At 54.2% G+C, this 21,845-nt stretch carries 26 protein-coding genes; 17 read left to right on the forward strand and 9 right to left on the reverse strand.

Annotation, left to right across the window (positions count from 1 at the left end; genetic code table 11):
* Positions 1-11: 11 nt before the first annotated feature.
* From A6R74_RS19145 to A6R74_RS19155, 3 genes are all read right to left on the reverse strand, one after another.
* Positions 12-656 carry a vWA domain-containing protein gene (locus A6R74_RS19145; protein ID WP_064236055.1) on the reverse strand — a complete coding sequence of 215 codons (645 nt, stop codon included), beginning with the start codon at positions 654-656 and terminating at the stop codon, positions 12-14.
* A 13-nt stretch (positions 657-669) separates the two neighbouring features.
* The gene (locus tag A6R74_RS19150; protein WP_064236056.1) at positions 670-1,314 is read right to left on the reverse strand and encodes a vWA domain-containing protein; all 645 of its coding nucleotides are present in this window, start codon (positions 1,312-1,314) and stop codon (positions 670-672) included.
* A gap of 88 nt (positions 1,315-1,402) precedes the next feature.
* Entirely contained in the window at positions 1,403-2,593 is a 1,191-nt protein-coding gene (locus A6R74_RS19155) for a TerD family protein (protein WP_064236057.1), read from the reverse strand.
* 732 nt (positions 2,594-3,325) lie between these two features.
* Between A6R74_RS19155 and A6R74_RS19160 the strand changes: the two genes are divergently transcribed.
* From A6R74_RS19160 to A6R74_RS19190, 7 genes are all read left to right on the forward strand, one after another.
* On the forward strand, positions 3,326-3,898 hold the full coding sequence (locus A6R74_RS19160) for a TerD family protein (RefSeq protein ID WP_064236058.1): 573 nt from the start codon (positions 3,326-3,328) through the stop codon (positions 3,896-3,898).
* Positions 3,899-3,966: 68 nt separating this feature from the next.
* Positions 3,967-4,545: a TerD family protein gene (locus A6R74_RS19165; protein WP_064236059.1), complete on the forward strand. Its 579-nt coding sequence runs from the start codon at positions 3,967-3,969 to the stop codon at positions 4,543-4,545.
* Positions 4,546-4,714: 169 nt separating this feature from the next.
* Positions 4,715-5,872, forward strand: coding sequence for a phosphoribosyltransferase domain-containing protein (locus A6R74_RS19170; protein ID WP_064236060.1), 1,158 nt, complete (start codon positions 4,715-4,717; stop codon positions 5,870-5,872).
* The gene (locus A6R74_RS19175; protein WP_064236061.1) at positions 5,869-6,627 is read left to right on the forward strand and encodes a hypothetical protein; all 759 of its coding nucleotides are present in this window, start codon (positions 5,869-5,871) and stop codon (positions 6,625-6,627) included. The genes A6R74_RS19170 and A6R74_RS19175 overlap by 4 nt, the downstream gene beginning before the upstream one ends.
* Complete coding sequence (locus tag A6R74_RS19180) at positions 6,624-7,760, forward strand: cysteine protease StiP family protein (protein ID WP_064236062.1); 1,137 nt, start codon at positions 6,624-6,626, stop codon at positions 7,758-7,760. The genes A6R74_RS19175 and A6R74_RS19180 overlap by 4 nt, the downstream gene beginning before the upstream one ends.
* Positions 7,760-8,632 (forward strand): aldolase/citrate lyase family protein, encoded by an 873-nt coding sequence (locus tag A6R74_RS19185; protein ID WP_064236063.1) that lies wholly within the window; start codon positions 7,760-7,762, stop codon positions 8,630-8,632. Before A6R74_RS19180 ends, A6R74_RS19185 begins: the two co-directional genes overlap by 1 nt.
* Positions 8,633-8,815: 183 nt before the next feature.
* Positions 8,816-9,424, forward strand: coding sequence for a TerD family protein (locus A6R74_RS19190; protein ID WP_064236064.1), 609 nt, complete (start codon positions 8,816-8,818; stop codon positions 9,422-9,424).
* Between the two features lie 116 nt (positions 9,425-9,540).
* Here the strand turns inward: A6R74_RS19190 and A6R74_RS19195 are convergent, their stop codons facing one another.
* Positions 9,541-10,488, reverse strand: coding sequence for a LysR family transcriptional regulator (locus A6R74_RS19195; RefSeq protein ID WP_064236065.1), 948 nt, complete (start codon positions 10,486-10,488; stop codon positions 9,541-9,543).
* 140 nt (positions 10,489-10,628) lie between these two features.
* On the opposite strand from A6R74_RS19195, the gene A6R74_RS19200 reads away from it, so the two are divergent.
* On the forward strand, positions 10,629-11,687 hold the full coding sequence (locus A6R74_RS19200; RefSeq protein ID WP_064236066.1) for an SDR family oxidoreductase: 1,059 nt from the start codon (positions 10,629-10,631) through the stop codon (positions 11,685-11,687).
* Positions 11,688-11,873: 186 nt separating this feature from the next.
* Positions 11,874-12,818: a co-chaperone YbbN gene (locus tag A6R74_RS19205; RefSeq protein WP_064236067.1), complete on the forward strand. Its 945-nt coding sequence runs from the start codon at positions 11,874-11,876 to the stop codon at positions 12,816-12,818.
* Between the two features lie 20 nt (positions 12,819-12,838).
* On the opposite strand, the gene A6R74_RS19210 is transcribed toward A6R74_RS19205, so the two are convergent.
* Positions 12,839-14,005 carry a MalY/PatB family protein gene (locus A6R74_RS19210; RefSeq protein ID WP_064236068.1) on the reverse strand — a complete coding sequence of 389 codons (1,167 nt, stop codon included), beginning with the start codon at positions 14,003-14,005 and terminating at the stop codon, positions 12,839-12,841.
* A gap of 37 nt (positions 14,006-14,042) precedes the next feature.
* On the opposite strand from A6R74_RS19210, the gene A6R74_RS19215 reads away from it, so the two are divergent.
* The 6 genes from A6R74_RS19215 (at position 14,043) to A6R74_RS19240 (ending at position 17,314) form a co-directional block, all read left to right on the forward strand.
* The gene (locus tag A6R74_RS19215) at positions 14,043-14,474 is read left to right on the forward strand and encodes a hypothetical protein (RefSeq protein ID WP_064236069.1); all 432 of its coding nucleotides are present in this window, start codon (positions 14,043-14,045) and stop codon (positions 14,472-14,474) included.
* A 111-nt stretch (positions 14,475-14,585) separates the two neighbouring features.
* Positions 14,586-15,392, forward strand: a complete 807-nt coding sequence (locus A6R74_RS19220) for a hypothetical protein (RefSeq protein ID WP_064236070.1) — start codon at positions 14,586-14,588, stop codon at positions 15,390-15,392.
* Positions 15,393-15,452: 60 nt separating this feature from the next.
* The gene (locus A6R74_RS19225) at positions 15,453-15,860 is read left to right on the forward strand and encodes an acyl-CoA thioesterase (protein ID WP_064236071.1); all 408 of its coding nucleotides are present in this window, start codon (positions 15,453-15,455) and stop codon (positions 15,858-15,860) included.
* A 41-nt stretch (positions 15,861-15,901) separates the two neighbouring features.
* Positions 15,902-16,204, forward strand: coding sequence for a hypothetical protein (locus A6R74_RS19230; RefSeq protein WP_007111787.1), 303 nt, complete (start codon positions 15,902-15,904; stop codon positions 16,202-16,204).
* A gap of 12 nt (positions 16,205-16,216) precedes the next feature.
* Positions 16,217-16,738, forward strand: coding sequence for a DUF501 domain-containing protein (locus tag A6R74_RS19235; RefSeq protein ID WP_064236072.1), 522 nt, complete (start codon positions 16,217-16,219; stop codon positions 16,736-16,738).
* Positions 16,739-16,771: 33 nt separating this feature from the next.
* Positions 16,772-17,314, forward strand: coding sequence for a TIGR00730 family Rossman fold protein (locus A6R74_RS19240; RefSeq protein WP_064236073.1), 543 nt, complete (start codon positions 16,772-16,774; stop codon positions 17,312-17,314).
* Between the two features lie 20 nt (positions 17,315-17,334).
* Here A6R74_RS19240 and A6R74_RS19245 read toward each other — a convergent pair whose 3' ends face one another.
* Positions 17,335-17,847, reverse strand: coding sequence for a hypothetical protein (locus A6R74_RS19245; protein ID WP_007111790.1), 513 nt, complete (start codon positions 17,845-17,847; stop codon positions 17,335-17,337).
* 34 nt (positions 17,848-17,881) lie between these two features.
* Positions 17,882-18,376, reverse strand: coding sequence for a tetratricopeptide repeat protein (locus A6R74_RS19250; protein WP_064236074.1), 495 nt, complete (start codon positions 18,374-18,376; stop codon positions 17,882-17,884).
* Between the two features lie 244 nt (positions 18,377-18,620).
* Here A6R74_RS19250 and A6R74_RS19255 point away from each other — a divergent pair, with 244 nt between their 5' ends.
* Entirely contained in the window at positions 18,621-19,652 is a 1,032-nt protein-coding gene (locus A6R74_RS19255; RefSeq protein ID WP_064236075.1) for an NADP(H)-dependent aldo-keto reductase, read from the forward strand.
* 141 nt (positions 19,653-19,793) lie between these two features.
* Complete coding sequence (gene yaaA / locus A6R74_RS19260; protein ID WP_064236076.1) at positions 19,794-20,573, forward strand: peroxide stress protein YaaA; 780 nt, start codon at positions 19,794-19,796, stop codon at positions 20,571-20,573.
* Between the two features lie 24 nt (positions 20,574-20,597).
* Here yaaA and A6R74_RS19265 read toward each other — a convergent pair whose 3' ends face one another.
* The gene (locus A6R74_RS19265) at positions 20,598-21,173 is read right to left on the reverse strand and encodes an isochorismatase family protein (RefSeq protein WP_064236077.1); all 576 of its coding nucleotides are present in this window, start codon (positions 21,171-21,173) and stop codon (positions 20,598-20,600) included.
* A gap of 114 nt (positions 21,174-21,287) precedes the next feature.
* Positions 21,288-21,476 (reverse strand): hypothetical protein, encoded by a 189-nt coding sequence (locus A6R74_RS19270; RefSeq protein ID WP_064236078.1) that lies wholly within the window; start codon positions 21,474-21,476, stop codon positions 21,288-21,290.
* Positions 21,477-21,845: the final 369 nt, after the last annotated feature.

Raw genomic sequence — 21,845 nt, forward strand, 5'->3', positions numbered from 1 at the left:
TAATACCTCGGCTACAGGACGACCTGCACTTCATCGGGTGGTGGTGGCAGCGTGATATCGTCACCCGCCCCGTTTTGTTGGCCGCTGGCGTTAGCCGCAATAGACGCCGAGACCCATTGGAAGTAATTCGCAAAGCCCGCGCTGTCCATGTTTTCCAGACTGACCGTTTTGGTCGCGAACTTTTTCAGATGCTCTTGTTTCGCCTTGGGGCCTGCCGCGCAGGCAATGATCTCGGAAAATTTCATATTTTTGATGCGCGCTACCGCCGCGTCAAACTCCATCAAATCCGAGGGCGAGCCATCGGTCATCACGAATAGCATCGGCCGAAAGTCACCCTTCTGGTCGGAGGTGGACGTTAGGATATCCCGCTCTACGCAGTCACAGACCTTATTGAGGCCTTCGCCCATATGCGTTGCACCGGAGCGTGGTAGTTCGATGTCGTTGACCTGGGCGCTTTCCAAGGCTTGCAGGGGAAGCAGCTCTTTCACTTCGTGATCAAAGGTGATGATTGATAGGTAAACCGTTTCGAGAGCATAAGGGTCTTGGCGCAGCGCCGATAGCATGGCCGCCAAGCCGACGTTCACTGACTGTATGGGCTCGCCGCGCATTGAACCCGACGAGTCGATGAGAAGATAGATAGGTAAACGACGATCCATGGTAGCTCCTTGCTCAGTTTTTGCTCAGATTGATGACACTGATTTCATTGGGCGGAGGTGGCAAATCGGCACTGCCATCGCTGCCGCCGGATTCAACCGACTGGCTGGTCATTGATACACTGGCAGAGACCCAGGCAAAGAAGGCACGGATAGACTCGGCGTCATTACTGTTCAACCGCACAACGTCGGTGGCAAAGCGCTGCAGGTCGGCCGTATCCGCGTCGGCGCCAGCGGCACAGCCGACCAACTTAGCCACACTGACACCCTTCATAGCTTGGATGCCTACGTCTAGATCGTCGTTGGCTACACCATCGGTGAAGACAAACACCAAGGGACGCCAGTCGCCCTTAGCACTGCTGGAGGAGGACTGCACTTCCTCACGGATACGTTCAGCGGTAAGTTTGAGTGCCGCTCCCAGTGCCGTCATACCATCAGGCTTCAGCGTGGGAGGCTGAAAGGTCATCAGGTCGCACAAGGGCACAGTGTGGCGAGCTTCTGAACTAAATTCGATCACTGACAGGTAAACAGTCTCAAGCGCGAAAGGATCTTGGCGCAGCATGTCGACTAAGGCCTGCAAGCCTTGGTTCACCGCATTAATCGGCTCTCCGGTCATGGAGTAGGATTTATCAAGCACTAGGTATACGGGGAGTCGGCGCATGGTTTCCTCAATGCATTATCAAACGTCTTGAGAAGCAGTGCCGTAGTAGGTCGACACTACCAAAAAGGGCTGGCGCAACGCTATGCCGTTACTTAGAGCCAGCTTTCCACTGGAAGCCAAAACCATAATGGTTATCCGCTGGCTTGTGACTGCCGAAATAGTTCACCTCTTTAGAGATATTCAGGGTGCCGTTTTGATTCTCCAGCATCGCAATCACACAGAAATTCTCGTTTTTACCGCTGGCATCCATGCGGATTTCGATTTCAGGCTGATCAGGCGCTTTGATCGAAACGCGTCCGTTGGTCTGCGCCCAGTTCGCAACGCCTTCATAAATGAAGGCAAAGATCATCACACGCTTGATGTCACCCCAATGCTTGCCATTCAGGTATAAGTTCTCGCCTTGATTCACTGACCCCGTGCGATCGTCGCCATCAAGGAAGATGTAGGGCGCTTTTTCAAGGCTGCCGAAGTGATTGCCAAGGGCTTGAACAATCCCTTTGGTGCCGTCTTTAAACTCGAACATACAGCCAAGATCCAGATCGACTCCCCCCTGCTTGCCGCCCAGTAACGATCCGAATAAGCCTTTTTTGCTGGCGCCCGCTCCCGCAGTTTGATCCCAGTTGAGGTTCACATGAATTTTGCCGAAGGTGGCTGATTTTTTCTCAAGCGAAATAGTGTCGCCCTTTTTATCAAGGGTGATCTTGCTGAGATTAATCGATGGTTTCTCTTGGGGCTTAGGAGAGGCTGGAGCCGGTGTTGGCGTAGGGGCTGGCTTGGAATCATTGTCGACATCGACGCCAAAATGCTCGGCAAGCGGCGCCATGCCACCGGCAAAGCCCTGGTCAACGACTTTCACTTTCCAATCACCATTGCGACGATACAACTCGCACACAATGAGCGACTTCTCCTGGCGGCCAGCGCCTTGCCCACTGAACTCAAACTGTTCACCGGCTCCCTTAAGGTCAAAACGGTAGCCGCTCGACAACGCTGACAGTCCAGGCTCAACAGTGAGGACAAACGCTATTCGCTCAAGGTGCTCAGGCACTTTGCTAAGATCGACCGAAAATGTTGATCCATCTGTTTGTTCTACGGCGCCTGAGGGGTGCTTGGGTTGGTTGAAGAAGATGAAGTCATCATCGCTCGACACCTTACCTGTGTTAGCCAGCAGAATGGCTGAGGCGTCTAAGCCAGCACCATGGTCGTTGCCCACAGCGAGACTAAATGTCAGCTGTGAGTCATTAAGTTTGGCGTTCTGCCCTGCAATCAATTTGGTAGCCATCAATTATTCTTCCCTTACAGCGTCGATAACCGTCTAATTAAGTGTTATCGGGTGATTGATTTAATTTTTAATTTCCGTTGAGTTACTGCACCACCTAAGCCACTTACAAGCCTAATCGACCCACCCTTTATTCTATTAGATAAGGGCGTACTAAAAATACCTTACACCTTACGATGCCTCAGGTGTTTCAAAATTCAACTTAACGTAAGGTTGAACGTAGCAGGAAAGTTCTGATTAGTTGCCCGATCTCATCAACTTTCGCTTTAGCCAACAATAACCCTCAAATTCAGACAATTTATTTATCTGTGTGTTTCCTGGCTTTACGCCGCTGGCCATTGCCACGACGCTAATCCAGCTTAAGACCACAACCATCATTCGTCGCATTACAACGCAACTCACGACGTATTTTGCTGTCATGAAATCAAGGCGCTTGGCGGCTTACCGCTGGCTCAAACCTACCCCAATACAAGCGTGAATCTGGTATCGTTGGGTTTGGATCAGTTGTCGGCATCCCATACTCTGCTTCATGTTGGTCTTAAAACAGAGAGGTTCCGGCACAGGCCCTAATGATTCTACCGGATGGCCCTGAGTACTGGGGGTATTCTATGAATCCAGGAACAAAGTCGAGTCGTCTGGTGTTTCCCACTGAGGAGATACTGGCAAGCGCCTCAGGGACGTTTGCCAGTGCCTACTATCGGGTACTACCCCATATGACGTAATAAGGAGTGTTGCATGATCGACCTGAGCAAAGGCAGCCGCATTAACCTATCTAAGGAAGCCCCAGGCGCCACGAAATTCACCCTAGGTATGGGCTGGGATACCCGTATTACCGATGGTGCAAACTTCGATCTAGACGCGTCTGCTCTGTTGCTGGATGCTAATGACAAGCCAGTCGGTGGTACCAGCGCCTTGGTGTTCTATAGCCAGCTTTCTTCACCGTGTGGTGGTGTCGTGTCATCTGGTGACAATCTTACCGGGGAAGGCGAAGGCGACGACGAAACCATCACCGTTGACCTCGAGAAACTGAGTGCCGATATTGCCAAAATCGTTCTTGTCGTCACCATTCACGAGGCTGAGACGCGCGGCCAGAACTTCGGTATGGTCAACAACGCCTTCGTCCGTGTCTTGAAAGACGGCAGCACCGATCCAGTTGCACGCTACGACCTCACTGAGGACTACTCTACCGAAACGGCTGTGATCTTTGGTGAGCTTTACCAGAAAGATGGCGAATGGCGCTTTGCGGCCAAAGGCGATGGCTTTGCGGGTGGTTTGGCGGCATTCCTGACCGGTTACGGCCTGCAATAAGGTCTTCCTATGGCCAAGCAATGGCTTGGCCTTTTTATATCTATCAACTAACGATGAGGTGTGAACGCATGTCTATTTCTCTCTCCAAAGGCGGCAACATTTCGCTGAGCAAAGAATCACCGGGTATCAAACAGATTCGTATCGGTTTGGGCTGGGATGCTCGTGTGACCACCGGTCAGGACTTTGATCTTGATGCCAGCGTCTTCCTGGTCAATAGCGATGGCAAGTGCCGCAGTGATAAAGACTTCATTTTCTACAACAACTTGAAGTCTGCCGATGGTTCAGTTGAGCACACAGGCGATAACCAAACCGGTGAAGGCGACGGCGATGATGAAGTCATCAAGGTTGATCTATCCAAGGTTCCTGCCGATGTCGACAAAATTGCTGTAACCGTAACTATCCATGACTCTGCAGCCCGCGGCCAGAACTTCGGCCAAGTTGAGAACGCCTTTGCACGCGTTATCAACGAAGACAATAATCAAGAAGTCGTTCGTTACGACCTGTCAGAAGATTACTCGATTGAAGATGCCATGATCTTCTGTGAGCTTTACCGTAACAACGGCGAATGGAAGTTCCGCGCCATCGGTCAAGGCTTTAGCGGTGGCCTGGGCGATCTCGCCTCTAAGTATGGTTTAAGCGCCTCTTAATTGAGCGTAAGAGTGGGGGCGACGGCTCCCACTCATATAAGCAACTTACTCTAACGCGATTTTTTAATAGCAATGGCTTTTGATGTTGGGCGATGTTTGTTCTGAAAAGCTGTTTCTGGCGCGATTAATCGGTTTTTCAGAGCCTATATACTGATTGGAATACTGTTCTATGAGCACGCCAAGATTGATTAAAGACATCCAGGCCGGACGGCTGACGCTTACATTGACCGAAAATGGCCACCGCCTTGACGAATTAATCGCCTTTGCGTCACGGCTAAACCCGCGTCGCGGCTACCTGTTCGTTTCCCGCGTGCTAGGCAAGCATATACCGGTGCGGCCTTCTAAGATGGACGCTATTCATGCCGAGTTAGCGCATGCCATCCAGTTACGAGGTAATACCGCTTATGTGGTCGGCATGGCAGAAACGGCGGTCGGTTTAGGCGCCGGCGTTGCCCGCCATCTTGGCAAGCTGCATGAACATAGCGTTTTTCATCACACCACCCGCTTCCTGGTGCTTGATCCCTGGTTGCGCATCCGCGAGGCACACTCACACGCTGACACGATGCACATGGCGCGCCTGGAAGGCGATGCGCTACAAGCCGTCAAAACGACTGAGGATCTTGTGCTCGTTGATGATGAGATATCTACGGGCCGCACCTTGGCACAGCTGGCCCATGCGCTAATGGGGCAGCCCGAACTCTCACGGGTCAAGCGCCTGCACATTGTGTCGATCGTAAGCTGGCTAGACGAAGCAGCACGAGCGGAATTGTTGTCACTGCTACCGTCAAATCTCGAGATTAACTTCGTGCAACTGATGGCGGGTACCTTCTCCTTTGCTGCCGACCCAGCGTATCAGGCTACCCTCCCCGATAATGTCGATGTCGATTTCTGTGACGCGCTATCGGCACAGTCAGCGCCGCTGCCACTGGAGCGGCAAGGGCTTTATGGCCTGCTGTTGGGTAGCTACGAGGCATTACTGGAAGACGAATTTCTCTCGCGAAACCTGCAAGTCAATAAACCCCATGTGGTATATGGCATGGGTGAGTTCTTAGATACCCCCTTCCGTGTTGCCCTGGCGTTAGAAAGGTCTGGAATGGATGTGTTGTTTCAAAGCTCTACACGCTCACCCATTGCCTTGGGCGATGAAGTGGCCAATCGGCTTGAGCACCCAGCGCCCGGCGATAGCAATAAAACCCATTTCCTTTACAACGCACCGCTAGAGCGTGTACCGCTGGCCTTTGATGGCATCGGTCTGCCTCATTTAAGCCAAGCGCTGGAAACCGCCCACCGTTTGCAGGCTAACGACAAGCAGGAGCAAGTGGCATGACCCGGGGTCGACTGATCCTTCTGACGGATCTAGACGATACGCTGTTCGCCAGTGAGCGATCATTGCCCGACAACGCTGAGCGTGTTCAGCTCGCCGCCGTCGATGGAGACGGCGCCCCACTTTCTTTTCAAACTCACCAGCAACGCCTGCTGTGGGAGCTGTTCAGCGGTGCGGCCGATCTTATTATCCCTGTAACAGGAAGAACCAGCTATGCGCTGGATCGCGTAACGCTATCATTCCCAAGGGAGTATGCCGTGGTAAGCCATGGCGCGTTGGTCACGTTTGAAGGCCAAGTGTTACCGGCGTGGCAATCCCGGCTGGCACCGCATGTGAATGATGCGCACCTTGCCATCGGCCGGGCTTACGCTGACCTTAGCGAGGCGCTGCCACGGGTACTGCCACATTTACAGTTTACCTTGCGTCAGCTAGAAGACCTGTCAGTGCCTGTCTATTTGTCGATAAAGGCAACGGGAGAACTGACAGCCGAGGCTCACGCGCTACTCAATGAGGTTGCTCAGACACATGGGCTATCGCTTCATGCCAACACCCGTAATGCCGCGCTACGCCCTTCCTACACTTGCAAATCAGAGGCTTGCCGGTTTCTTCTCGAAGAGGTACTTCAGCGTCAGCCCGAAGACACCATTATCGCGCTTGGCGACAGTCTATCGGATCTCCCTTTCATGACACATAGCGATATGGCCGTGATGCCCACCCGTAGCCAAGTTTGGCACGCTGTTAAGGAACTCGCCCAATGACCGCAGTGGCCCCGCTTGCCCCCTTTTATGGTTCTTACCAGCCGGATGACTGCCAGTTTCTGCTCACGCCGATAGCGCCAGAATACCTCTCGATTGTAGAGAAAGAGCGCCGCATTCAGACAGGCCAAGCCCACTACAGTGAAATGATTCATCGTGAGGAAGCGCCAAGCCCTCAATACCTGGCGTTATTTGAGACCCTCTGCACGCGCTACGCCCCTAGGCTCGCGCGTGAAGTGCGCCAGCTAGCCCATCAGTTGGTGACCGATTTGGGTGTTAGCGCCACTCCCATTACGCTGGTCAGCCTAGTACGTGCTGGCACCCCGGCAGGTGCGTTACTGCGACGCGCCTTAGTGGATTATGAAGGTCAAGCATGCCAGCACTACAGTGTCTCCATTATTCGTGATCGAGGTATCGATACCACGGCACTGGATTATTTACTGGATGATGTAGGCGTAGATGCTAAGCGTATTGTCTTTGTCGATGCCTGGACAGCCAAAGGCGTGATTACCCGTGAATTGCGTTCAGATATGTCGCGTTACAACACTGCCCGACGTGCCAAAGGTAAACGTACCGTATCTACCCGTTTGGCGGTCATTTCTGACATTGGCGGTACGGCCGATTACGCAGCAACATATGAGGACTATGCCATTCCGTCGGGCATTCTCAACGCTACTGTCTCAGGGCTTGTATCACGCTCGATACTCAACCACCAAGTACCCGAAGGCGCTTTTCATGGCTGTGTCCTGTATGACGACTTAGCGCCATACGACCAGTCCCAAGCGTTCATAGAGCGTGTCGCCGTCCATTTATCGCAGCCGTTTGACGGCGCCTCTCTACCAACAGAGAGCGAGCTCACGCGCCAGCGGTTCCTGATGCAAGAAATGCTCGGGCAGATCCAACGCCATTATCACGTCGACGACATCAACTACATCAAACCAGGTATTGCTGAGGCCACACGCGTCATGTTGCGTCGCGTGCCGGCGCTGTTGATGGTGCGTGATACAGCTCATCCGGATGTTGAACATCTAATCCTGCTGGCTGAAGAAAAAGGTGTGCCGGTGGACGTATGCCCTGATATGCCTTTCCACGCTTGCTCATTGATCAAAGCGGTCACTAAGACGGAGGCTATCTAATGGCGACACCCCGTTATGGCCAGCTCGGCGCTTCGCTCTATGTGCCCGCCACCCACAAATCGCTCGATCAGATTTTAGCCGTTGGCTGCCACGATGCACGATCCATCATCCTGTGTACGGAAGATGCGGTTGCACCCAATGCCGTCACCTGGGCCGTGCAGCGACTAATAAAAGCGCTGAAGGCTGCACCACAAGACGTATCGTTTCTACGCTTTGTCAGGCCGCGTAACCCCTTTGTGTTGCGCCAGTTATTGGAGTCGTCTGACGCGATGGCGCGTATCGATGGCGTGGTCATACCCAAATTCGACGATATCACCATGCCCGCATGGCGCGAAGTGCTAAATCGCCACAAGAAGCTCGCCATCATGCCAACGCTTGAAACACCGGCGCTATTTCGTGAAGACAGCACCATCGCCACCCTTAAAGCGGTGCAAGCCCTATGTAACCCGGTCATCGCCCTGCGTATTGGCGCTAATGATCTTTTAGGTGTCATAGGCCTTAAACGCCAGCCAGGCCAAACCGTCTACGACACTCCTTTGAGATCAACCATTGAGCGGCTCATTACCGTTTTTCGACCCGCTGGCTTCGAACTGTCAGCTCCCGTGTGTGACTTGATTGGGGAGCCCGACACCCTGTCGCGTGAAGTGGCCCTGGACATAGCCTGGGGGTTTTATGCCAAAACTTGCGTCCATCCTGCGCAAGTAGCGCTGGTCGAGGAGCATTTTACTCAATCCATGGCCCGCCAAAAGCCTCAGGCCCATGCCCTGCTCAATAGTACAGAAGCGGTGTTTAAAGACAGTGGCCAGATGCTAGAAGCGACTTGTCACACCAATTGGGCCAAGCGGGTCGCCGCCTTGCAAGCCACTATTTAATTATCCAACTAGCGAGAATCACCATGATCAATCTGACGAAAGCAGACCAGAGCGACACTATCAGCCTATCCAACGGTCGCTCCGACATGATGGTTCTCCTGTAGTTAACTCCAAAGAGTTAACTTCAAAGAGTTAAACCCAACGCCGACACACGGCAATCACGTAATAAATGGAGCATTCACTATGTCTATTAACCTCGCAAAAGGTCAACGTATTAGTCTTGAAAAAGAAGGCGGTGGCAACCTGGATTACATCGAAATCGGTGTGAACTGGGGGGCAATCGAGAAGAAAGGCTTTTTTGGCAAAAAACACGTCGCCGTTGACCTGGATGCCTCTGTAGGCATGTTTGATGCCCAAGGTAATTTGGTCGATACGGTGTGGTTTCGTCAGCTAAAATCTAACTGTGGCTCGATCAACCACAGCGGCGATGACCGGACGGGTGATACTGGCGGCGATGATGGTGAGGACAACGAAATTATCCAAATCAACTTGAAAAACGTTCCAAGTAACGTCACTACGCTAGCGTTAGTGTTGAATTCTTTTTCACAACAGAACTTCGGTGAGATCCCGTTCGCTGGCATTCGTATCCACAACGGCAAAGCAGGTAGTGGCAGCGAATTTGCAAAATTTGACGTGGCTAACGACCCAACATTCGCAGGCAAAGTTAGCATGATCATGGGCAGCGTGTATCGCCATAACAGCAGTTGGAAGTTCCGCAGCATTGGTGCCGCAATTGCTGAGAAAGACCTGAAGACGTCACTGGCTGCGTTTTCGCGTGATTACGCCAGCTGAAAATTGAATTTTGAAATAAGGGATCCCCCTGTGATGACACACGGCAGGGGGGTCATATTTAGCGGTATATGCCTGCGTCTACTGAATTGAGCAGAAGCTTTTTCGCCTCTTAACCGTCATAAGCTCGAATCCCGATGCTGCTCTCGCCAGCGGTCCCAGTGAGGTGTAGGCCCAACCATCTCAAAAAGGTGATCCAGAAATGCACTCACCTTGCGGGTATGTAAACGCCGCTGCGCATAGAGCACGTGGATATCCCGCCTTCCCGGCATAACCTCACACTCCCACGCTTCAAGTATCGGCAGCAGTGCGCCCGATGCTAGCTCATCAGCGATCAACCAAGTCGGAAACATCACCAACCCCTGCCCCATTAGAGCTGCGCGCACTAAACTCTCCGCATCGTTGCTGTAAAGGCTACCGTCGACTTTGTAAGCGAAGGCTTGCGGCTGCTCGGCTTGCTGGAAGTACCAGCGCTGGCGGCCCATTTCGCCTTGATAGAGTAGGCAGTCATGCTGGCTCAGATCATCGGGACTGGTGGGCGTACCACAGCGTTGTAAATAGTCGGGTGCGGCGGCAACAACGTAGTTCATCGCTGCCAAGCGGCGCGCCACTAAGGTGGTATCCGCCAATGCACCAACGCGAAAGGTGATATCGATGCCCTCGCGCACCGGGTCGGTCAGTTGATCAGTTAGCATCAACTCGGCTTTGATTGCCGGGTAGCGACGCTGGAAGTGGTGCAGAATCGGCACGATCTGGCGCTGGCCGAAGGCCACCGGGGCATTAAGGCGCAGCACGCCGCTAGGCTCGCTATTGGGCGACGTTAGCGCTTCAGTTGCCAAGTCGAGCCGCTCAAGTATCTCGCGAACCTCCTGGTAGTAGCGCCAGCCCGCTTCGGTCAGCGTAACAGCGCGGGTATGTCGATAGAACAGTTGCTGCCCTAGCGCCTCCTCTAGAGAAGCAATCTGGCGCGAGACCGATGACACGGCGCGATGAAACTGACGTGCGGTGGCGGTAAAGCTGCCTGTCGCGGCGACGCGCTCAAAGATACGTAGCGCATTGAGATCCATCAAGTTGCTCCTCGTGCAATAAAGATTTGCGATTTTTCCAATTGTAGCAATGATCATCAAAGACCAGACTGCTTTTCATCGGGCACGAGCACGGCGTTCGTCGCCCGTTTCCAATCTCTTGTCTGCATAAGGAATTAACGATGCGCAAAGGCACAGCACTTGTAGTAGGCGCCACCGGTATTACCGGCGGCAATCTAGCCAGCTATCTCACCGCCAGTGGATGGACGGTTTATGGTTTATCTCGGCGCCCCTCTCAACAAGAGGGCGTCATCCCTGTTACCGCCGACCTTCTCGATCGTGAAGCGACAACTAAGGCACTGGCGGACTTACCCATTACTCACGTTTTCTACTGCACCTGGGTGCGGCGCGACAATGAGAAAGCCAACGTCGAAGCCAACGGCGCAATGATGCACAACCTGCTCGACGCTTTGCAGGGCGCAAGCTTGGCGCATGTCTCGTTGGTCACTGGCACCAAGCAGTACCTGGGCGCCTTCGAGAACTACGGTAGTGGCAAGACCGAGACACCGTTTCGTGAATCAGCGCCCCGCGTACCCGGCGAAAACTTTTACTACACTCTGGAAGACATCATGTTTGCAGCGGCGGAGCGGGACGGCTTTAGCTGGAACGTGCACCGCCCGCACACGGTGATTGGCTATGCCCGCGGTAACGCCATGAACATGGGCGTGACGCTGGCGATTTATGCCTCTATCTGCAAAGCAACGAACAAACCGTTCACTTTCCCAGGCTCCCAGGTGCAATGGAATGCCTTAACCGATCTAACCGATTCGCTGGTACTGGCACGGCAGATGGAATGGGCAGCCACAACGCCCGGCGCGCATAACGAAGCCTTTAATACCGTCAATGGCGATATTTTTCGCTGGCGCCGACTGTGGAATGAAATTGGTGAGCTCTTTGAGCTTGAAGTGCCGGACTGCCCAGAAACACCGCAGCCGCTTGAAACGCAGATGGCCGACATGGCGCCAACCTGGGCAGAGATTGCTGAGCAGCATGGGCTAATCGAAGCTGACGTTTCTAAGCTGGTTTCCTGGTGGCACACCGATGCAGATCTAGGGCGCGAACTCGAGTGTGTTAACGACGTGACCAAGTCGCGAGACTTTGGCTTTGACCATTTCCGCGAAACTCGCGCCGCATTTTTCGACCTATTCGCCCGACTGCGGGCGGAGCGCATTATTCCTTAAGCATTATCAGAAATAATGCCAGAAACAATTACAGGAACCATTTCAGAAACCATTCCATAAACCATAGCCTTGCCAGGGCGCCTAGCGGCGCCCTGAGTTTTATTTCCTTCCCTTTCCTTGAATCCTTCCGAGTATGCCTGCATATCATGGGGAACTATTGTTCATTTTTTGATGCCGAGTCTACCCATGCAGATTATTGACCCCCGCTCAGGTAAGCCGCTGACTGCGGATACCGGAAATGCCGACGCTCCCTCGCCCAACGCTGAACAAGCAGCGGTGCGCCCTGAAGACGTTATTATCGAGCTTAATGCAGGCAATATTCAGCAGGTGCTGGAGGCCTCCATGCAGGTGCCAGTACTGATGGGCTGCTACTCACCGTCCAACGCTGGCAGTAGCACCCTCCTCGCGATGCTGGACAAACTGGTAGTTGAGTACGCGGGCGCGTTCTTGCTTGGTAAGCTCGATATTGAAGCGAATGCAGAAATAGGTGGCCAACTAGGCGTGCGTTCAGTGCCGGATGTGAAGTTGATCAGTCAGGGCGGCTTGGTCGATGGCTTCCAAGGTGCGCTGCCTGAGAAGGAAGTGCGTGAGTGGCTTAACCGCTACTTCCCCGCCCCAGGTGAGGCTCCACCCAGCCCCGAAGAGCAGGCGGAGGAAGCGCTTAACGCTGGCGATGTCGCCACTGCCCGTGAGATTTACCAAACTTTGATGGGGCAATACCCCGAATACTACGCCTATCAAATAGCGTTCGCCCGCGTATTGTTGGCAGAAGGTCAAGGGAATGAGGCCCGCGAAGTGCTGGACAACCTGCCACCGGAAGAGCGTGATGCAGCGCCAGCCCGTGGCGTACGCGCCAGCATCGAGTTTAGCGAGCAGGCGCTTTCAAGCGAAGAGATTGCCGCCCTAGGTGACCGTACCGATAGCGAAGCGCAGTACCAGCGCGCCCTGCGTCAAGTGGCTGACGGTCATTACGATGAAGGGTTGGAAGCACTGCTCGCGCTGATGAAGCAGGATCGTGCCTATAACGATGACGCGGCGCGTAAAACACTGCTGCAGGTGTTCGACGCACTGGGCGCCGACCACCCGCTAACCGTTGCTTACCGTCGTAAGCTCTTTGCGATGCTTTACTAAAGTCTTTCAGCTGAAAGCTTTCAATCTCGTTTCAACAGTTCATCCATACGCGACAGCGCCGCCTCCAATTGGGAGGCGGTGGTGCCGAAGTTAAGCCGCACAAAGCCGGGGCAGCCAAAGGCGGCCCCGTCCGAAAGCGCCACCCCCACCTCTTTCAACAGCGTCTTATACGGCGCGTCGCCCAACCCTGCCTCGCGCATATCCAGCCAGGCAAGGTAGGTTGACTCCGGCGCACCCCAACTAACGCCCGGCCAAGTCGCTACGCGTGCCTGCAGCGTCGTGCGATGCTCTCGTAGCACGCTTAGCAGCGCCTGCCGCCAAGGCTCGCCATGGCGATAAGCCGCCTCTGCAGCGACCAAGCCAAGCACATTGCCATCGGGAAGCAATCCTTTGGTCGCGGCTGCAAAGCGCTCACGCAGTGCGGGATCAGAAATCACTGCACAAGCGCTGGTTAATCCCGCCAAATTGAAAGTTTTTGACGGTGCCCACAGGGTAATAGTGCGCTTCGCCAGTGCAGGAAATGCCGCAGCTAACGGGCGGTGCTGGGCGCCTTCGTCTAATAACAGGTCACAGTGCAGCTCATCAGAGACCACCCATAGGTCGTGGCGCTCCACTAGTTCAGCCAGCGCGGCAAGCTCCTCATGGCGCCATACACGACCCGTAGGGTTGTGAGGCTGGCACCACAGCAGCAAGCGCGTACGCGGCGTTATAGCAGCCTCCAGGGCAGCAATATCGAGCTGCCAAGGCCCATGGGGCGTGGAAGGCGCTGCCAGCATCGCCTGCTGGGGTAGTCGCCCGGTGCGCTTTGCCACCTCTAAAAAGGGAGGGTAGATCGGCGCTACCGTCAACACCCCATCGCCCGGCTCGGTTAACGCTAACGCGGCTAGGTGCAAGGCTGGCACAACGCCCGGGAGCCACTGCTGCCACTCCGGCTGAATCGGCCAGTCATAGTGGTGGGCACTCCACTCACACAGGGTTTCTGTTAACGTAGCGGGCACTTCGCCATAACCATATACACCGTGGGCCACCCGCGCCTGCAGCGCATCAATCACCGCAGGCGGGGAGCGAAAGTCCATATCGGCGACCCAAAGAGGCAGTACGTCGTCGCCGTAGCGGTGCCATTTTTGCGATGCCCAGCCACCTTCAGGGTGGCGTCGCTCCACAGGCGTGGCAAAATCGTAGGTCATGAAACATCTCACTCATTCAATAGGGGTTGTGCCAAGCATGCCGCAAGATGACTTTTATACCAAGATGCGGGCGGGGCTATCGGCGCTGTTGCGGCAATGGCGCTCGCTTGGCCAAGCGAATACGGATCAGCTAGCGCTCATTTTGGCCGAAACAGCACGGGTAGCTAAATTAGGCACACCCGACGCCACGCCCAGCGGCGCGACCCTCGAACAGTGGAGCCAAGATGAGCTCGGTGAAATGCCACTATGGGCGCCGCGCACTGCAGTCTTTCTGCTCAATCAAATGCCCGCTCGCCCGACCCCCGATAGCGACGCCGAAGCCTGCGCCTGGGCTTACTGTTGGCTACGCAACCGCTCGTTTGATTCACTGCAAGCGGCTCAAGAGGCGCTCCCAGCGCACTTGAAGTCCCCCTTGAAAGATGCGCTTGATGCCGCCTGGCGCGACCAACAAGGACTGCGTTTGGTTTAAGTAACGAGCTCGTACACGGGCATAAACAAAACGCGGTAAGTCATTAAAAGAGCATTATAAAACCACGACGCAACACAACAATAACAGTAAGAACAGTAAGGAAAACGCCGCATGATTGAAGTCCCTCTAACATGGCAGCTAGCGAAATTAGGGCTCTCAATCAGTATGGTGCTGGGGCTAGGCGCGATTGCGGTGCGCGCTAGCCCACGCATGGCGGGCCTGCTAGCGGGTTATCCATTAGGCACGTCGCTGGCGCTATTCTTTATCGGTTTGGAAATTTCCCCTCAATTTGCGACCCAAAGTGCGGCACATACCCTGGCGGGCTTTACGGCCACAATGGCGCTAGGGGCCGGTTATTGGGTAGCCGGACGCCAGCCTGGCGTTAAAGGTGTCATTGGCGGCGTGGCGGGCGGCTTGGTGGCTTGGCTCGCCGTTAGCACGCTGCTCGCTCAGTTCAACTTCACACGCCTGAGCGGCACGCTGGTGACGCTATGCGCCATTGCTCTGTTCAGCGGTTTATTTCGCAACATTGCTGATGTCAGGATACCCGCCAGCAGAACATTTTCGTTACCGGCGCTTGCCGCTCGCGCCGCACTTGCTACCGTGATCATCTTTACCATTACCAGCCTGGCCCACTGGCTACCGCCCGCCTGGGCGGGGACATTGGCAGCATTTCCCGTCACGATGCTGCCTTTTTTGCTGATCCTACACCTGAACCATGGTGCAGCGCCGGTGGCGACGGTGATCAAACACTACCCGATGGGACTTGGCTCGCTACTGAGTTACACGCTATGTGTTTCCTATACTTACAGCACACTGGGGTTGCTATGGGGCACGTTGGCAGGCTTCGTAGCTGCCACACTATGGCTACTGGGGTGGATGCAACTCACTGCTTGGTATCAACGTCATTCTTCTTGACCAAGCGCTTGCTTGGGTTAATCCTGAATAGCCCCGCTATGCTAAAAACAAGGACATGCCATGTTTATACGTACCATTGAGCCCGCGTTTTACGATACCGATGCGTTAGGGCACATTAACAACACTCGCCTGCCAGCGTGGTTTGAGCTTGCCCGTAATGACTTGTTCAAACTTTTTACCCCTGACTTAAATCCCAAACAGTGGCGCTTGATTATGGCACGCATGGAAGTCGACTATCGGGCTGAACTGTTTTACGGTCACGATATCGAAATACGTACGTACTTAACGCGGCTTGGAAATAGCTCGTTTACGGTGACTCAAGAGGCGCGGCAGCACGGCAAGCTCACTAACCTGGGTCACACCGTTATGGTGCAGTATGACCATCAGTCCAAGTGCGCTATGCCCATTGAGGGCGACTTACGTGAGGCACTAACGTCGCATCTGCAAGATGCGCCTGAGCCTGCCTGATTGCAGCTGCCCCGCAACGGCGGGGCAATAGGAGCCTTATAATGGCCATCCGCTACAACCTCTGGATAGACCCTGACAACGTCGCCCAGCACCGTGCCGTTGAGGCAGACCTTGAGCGTTACTTCATTGAGCGCTTTGCCGACTATCCGCATATCCGCTTGTTTGGGGCCGACCCCTACGATTATGATGCGCCCTTCAATCGCCTTTATGACGTGCTAATGGCACGAGCCGCTGAATACTGTGAGCGGACGTGGTGCTATGTCGCGTCCCCTGAACAGCTCAATCGCTGCTTTTTCCGTGCCGTTGGCCGCTCGACTAAATTTGTTCAAGATGACCGTTCGTGAGAGACCAACCAAATGGTGATACGCACCAACCAAGCGCCTGACGAACGTCAGCTCGCCATTATTGCCCAGCAGCTTGGCCGCGCGCCGCGTGGTATCGAAGCGGTAGCCGCTACCGACGGGGAAGGCACGCCGCTCGTACTGCGTATGGCACCGATTGTCGATGGCAAACCCTTCCCCACCCTGTATTGGCTCTGCTCAGATGTGCTGAAAGTCGAGATTTCCCGTATCGAAGCCGTTGGTGTGATCAAAGCGCTCGAACAGCGCTTGCAGGATGAGCCCGAATTTCTTGAGGCCTATCAGCAGAGCCATCGCGATTATGTGACCGCCCGCTGGGACTTTATGAGCGATGCCCAGCGTGAAGAAGTCGCTAAGCTGGGTTACACCCAGGTGATGACCGAGCGTGGCATTGGCGGGATTACTAACTGGCACCAGGTGCGCTGCCTGCATACCCAGTACGCCCACCATCTGTGCGGCAGCAATGTGATTGGCCAATGGATGGATGAGCACCATCAGGTCGATCTGCATTTGCCCTAACACCCTCCTTCGTTGGCTATAAGGAATTATTGAATGGCTCGAATTTGCGTTTATCTTGGCTCCCGCGAAGGCAATAGTCCTGCTTTCCGTCAGGCGACCAATACACTGGGACGCACGCTCGCTGAACGCGGCCATACGCTGGTTTATGGCGGGGCACGCGTTGGCCTGATGGGTGAGCTGGCGAATTCAGTGCTGGAGGCTGGCGGCGAGGCCATTGGTGTGATGCCCGACCACCTAGTGGAGCGTGAACAAGCCCACTTTGGCTTAAGTGAGTTGATTCGGGTGCGCAATATGCACGAACGCAAAGCCACTATGGCGGCCAACGCCGATGCGTTTATTGCCTTACCCGGCGGGATCGGCACTTTGGAAGAGCTGTTTGAAATATGGACGTGGGGCTATCTGGGCCTGCATGAAAAACCGATGGGGTTGCTGAACATTGACGAGTTCTATTCGCCGCTACTGACTTTTTTAGACAGCACGGTTAGTCATGGCTTTTTGGCGTCTCCCACGCGCGAGATGCTGCTAGACGCACCGTCACCCCATGAGTTGCTTGAGGCGCTGGAAGCCCAGCTATAATGCTGGCAAGGGGAGCGTCACTAGTGGCCCGTGTGCTCGGTGAGCTTGCGGGTATACTGATAAGTAAGCTGCAGTAGGCGGGCATCATCACCTGCCCGGTGGCGGTGAATTCCCTGTTCGGCGATCAACACTTCTTTGCTGTCGCTCCACACAGCCTGCTGCTCTTCGCTAAGCAGGATTCTTAATGCCTCAAGGCGGAAGCGCGGCAGCATGCCCGCGTGATGGAAGAGCAGCGATAGCCAAGTGTTGTCGTATCCCCAACTATCGCTGTACGCCTTACCCAGTTCGCGTAACTCATCGTTCAGCCAGTGAGCAACTTGACGTACCGGATAGCCCTCCTGAATGAGGCGATCACGGGAAATACCGTGCAGCAGTTCGGCCTTGGGATCCCAGTGCGTCCACTCTTCCAACGGTTGAATGAGAAAAGCACAGCAGCTTCCATCGGCACGGGCGATGCCTACTTCAATGGGGTAGCTGCCGCGCCCAAATCCGGACGCTTCAATATCTAATACTGTGGGTAGCGTCTCGGACACAACCTTCCTCACTCAATCAAAACGCGGTAACGCTTCATGCGGCAGCCACGCTATTTAGTGCGGGCTGATCCGCCTGTCGCTGCCAGTAAGCCGCACGCTCGCCATCTACCGCCAAGCCTAACTCACCCAGGCGATAAGCACGGGCAAGCCGCTCTGCAGCTAGATAATGCCCAGACTGGGCGGCACGCGCGTACCAGGTCACCGCGTAATCTTCACGGCGCGGGTACTGAGCACAGCCGTGCTCGTGGATTTGTGCCACCTGGTACTGTGACTTTACATCCCCGGCATGGGCAGCTTCCAGAACGTACCGCGCTCCGCGCGCCTTGTCCTGGGGCGTCTGACTGCGATGAAACAGCATATGGCCGTAAACGGAGAGCGCGTCTGGGTGACCCGCTTCCGCACAGCGCTTAAATAAGCGCATTGTTAAACGCTGGGTGCGCGGTGAACGCGGCAACAACCAGTGATTATGAAACAGCCGTTCAGCTAGGCGAAATTCTAGCCGAGTAAATAATGTTGATGCCTGCAGCATGGCAAACCACCCTGCCTGTCTGTTGGAACCTTGGGCCAGCAGTCATAAAATGCTGCCAACCACACGAGAAACCGGCCTTTAGCCGGTCAATGGGCTGGCAAGCATACGCCTGCCTTTGCGACGACTCAACCCCATAAATTTGCTGCTTACAAAGAGCCTCGCTAACATGCCATGCATACGCCGTTTACCATCCAGGTAATAGCGTCTTATCTTGTGGCAATTCCGCCTTAGTAAGGAGATGAAAATGCAAACGCGCCCACTTGGCAGAACCGGCATGGAGGTAAGTCGACTCTGCTTAGGCACGATGACGTTTGGCGAGCAAAATAGCGAAGCCGAAGCCCACGAACAACTTGACCGGGCCGTGGCCTTTGGCATCAACTTTATTGATACCGCAGAAATGTACCCCGTCCCGCCCATGGCCAAGACCCAGGGCTTAACTGAACGCTATATCGGCAGTTGGCTAAAGCAGCGCGGTGCACGGGACGACCTTATTATTGCTACCAAAGCCGCTGGCCCAGGGCTTGACCATATCCGAGGTGGCCCGCGCTTAACCCGTGAGCATATTCATCAGGCCATTGACGCCAGCCTGGAGCGTTTGAATACTGATTACGTTGACCTTTACCAACTGCACTGGCCCGACCGTCAAACCAACTTCTTTGGCAAGCTAGGCTACGTACATAGCGAAGACGAAGATGCGACGCCGTTAGAAGAAACGCTCTCGGCTCTTAAAGAACTGGTTGATGCTGGTAAGGTACGAGCTATAGGGCTCTCTAATGACACCCCCTGGGGCACCATGCGCTCACTGCAGCTCGCCGATAAGCTGGATTTACCCCGCGTGGCGTCTATTCAAAATCCTTATAATCTTCTCAACCGCTCTTTTGAAGTTGGTTTGGCGGAAATTGCCCACCGTGAAGACGTCGGCCTACTTGCCTATTCACCGCTAGGGTTTGGGGTACTCTCAGGTAAATACCTTAATGGCGCGCAGCCACCCAAAGGTCGTTTGACGCTGTATGAGCGCTTCAAGCGTTACACCTCGTCCGAAGCCGAAGCGGCCACCCAGGCTTACGTTGCACTTGCTGAAAAGCATGAATTAGACCCTGCGCAAATGGCGCTAGCGTTTGTTAACTCGCGCAGCTTCTTGACCAGCAATATTATTGGTGCGACCACCATGGAGCAGCTGGAAAGCAATCTTGCCAGCGAGAGCCTCAAGCTGGACAACGAAGTGCTTGAGGCAATCGAAGATATTCACCGCCGCATGCCGAACCCCTGTCCGTAAAGACAGCTCTTAAACAGCCCTTAAAAACAGTCGACTCTCACCAAGCTATCACCACTATAGCCTCGGCCTTCGCCGAGGCTTGGTATAATGGGCCCACTTATATCAAGCTTCCATTTACCAGAGCACGACCAGGAGCATGCGATGCTGAGCGTTATCTCTCCCGCTAAAACGCTGGATTTTGAAACCCCGCCGACCACAGAGCAGGTGACACAACCCGACTTTCTGAAACACAGCCAAGCGCTTATCACTATTTTGCGCGACTACTCGCCGCAGCAAATCAGTGAACTTATGGGTATCAGCGATAAGCTGGCAGGGCTGAATGCGGCGCGCTTTGAGGAGTGGCGTCCCCCTTTCACGCTGAGCAATGCCAAGCCCGCTGCACAGGCTTTTCAGGGCGACGTCTATACCGGCCTGCAAGCGGAAAACTTCAGCGAAGCGGAGAACCGTTACGCACAGTCGCATCTGCGCATACTTTCTGGCCTTTACGGCCTGCTACGGCCTCTGGATTTGATTCAGCCCTATCGACTAGAGATGGGCACCAAGCTGCCTAACGGCGCTGGAAAGGATCTGTATGCCTACTGGAAGCCCATTCTGACGCCTGCACTCAATGAGGCCATTGCAGAAAGCGGCTCCAACGTGCTGGTGAATCTTGCCTCAAATGAGTACTTTAAAGCGGTAGATCCCAAGCAGCTCAATGCGCGGATCATTACGCCAGTGTTTAAAGATGAGAAAAACGGCACCTTTAAAATCATCAGCTTCTATGCCAAAAAAGCACGCGGGCTGATGAGCGCATGGATGATTCAGCAGCAGGTTAACGATCCAGAGGAACTCAAGGCGTTCGATGTGGCAGGCTATCGTTTCGATGCACCGGCATCTCAGGGAGATACCTTCGTTTTCACTCGCAAAGAAACCGATCGCTAAAGCGAACGGCCGAGCTGGTACAACCTAGAAAAAACGTACGGAGCGTGAAGAACGCGGCTTTAAAAAGCGTTGGTGCGCCTCTTTAAACAGCGCTGTGTCACAGCGATGTAGCCACTCATAAGCCACCATGTCCGCCGTCACCGCCACAGCACCGCTTGCGCAGGCGCGCTCACGGGCAAGCATTGCTTCTTGGGGGCGGCGGCTGGCAGAGGCTTCACTAAGCCAGTACAGCTCGTAGCCTGCCTCTAATAGCCCTAAACCCGTTTGCAGCACGCAGATATGCGCTTCTGTTCCACACAGTACAACCTGCGTTTTTCCTGATGCTTTTAATGCTGATCTAAATTCAGCTTCTTCCATAACACCGAAGTGCTGCTTTTCCCAAAGGCGATAGTCGTTTAGAGCAGCCAGTAGAGATGGCGCGGTACCACCTAATTTTTCAGGGTTTTGCTCTGTTAACCATACCGGCACTTCAAGTAAGCATGCCATTTCGCCTAGCCAAGCCGCTTCGTTTACGGCTTCTTGACCACCATCGATCACAGGCAAAAGACCGGCCTGGAAATCGACCATTAACAGCAAACTTTTATCGCGTTGTAGTAGCACGTTGCCACCTCATTTTTATCGTTATTTAGGCTAACCATAATAGACGCGATACAAACAATAAAGCAGCCGCTTTACAGCGACTGCTTAGGCTAACTCAACAAACAAAGGCTCGGCCTAGTTTTCGGCCGCCTCTTCCATATCTTCGCCGAGCTCTTCCATACTCTCACCGGCATCTTCTGCGGCGTCATCAATGCTTTCACCCGCTTCTTCTGCTGGGCCTTGATCATCACAAGCGACAAGACCACCTGCCATTAAAGCCATAAAAAGGGCGATGGCTAGCTTCTTGGCTAATTGCGTCGTCATACCGTTTCTCCTCCTGAGATTTTACTTCTGGGTACGTGCAGCATAATACTAGATGCTGCTTGGCAACAATACCATGTCAAATAAGCAACCTATTGTTATATCTGACATAAAGCGCCAGAAAACCGTTCAAATGGTGAGGTGTTGAAGTTTACTCCTCACTCCTCACTATTTTCCCCTCACCACCTACCGCTCACGCAAAAAAAATCCCCCAAGGCGTAAGCCCTGGGGGATTTTTCACAATAAGTGCCTGACGATGACTGGGCCGGCCATCCGGGACTCTCCATGGGGAGACCCCTTGGTTTTCTTCCATACAAACAAAAAACCCAGCCGATTGGCTGGGTTTTTCGTTTAATAAGTGCCTGACGATGA

The sequence above is a fragment of the Halomonas sp. ALS9 genome (assembly GCF_001651035.1).
Lineage (GTDB): Bacteria > Pseudomonadota > Gammaproteobacteria > Pseudomonadales > Halomonadaceae > Vreelandella.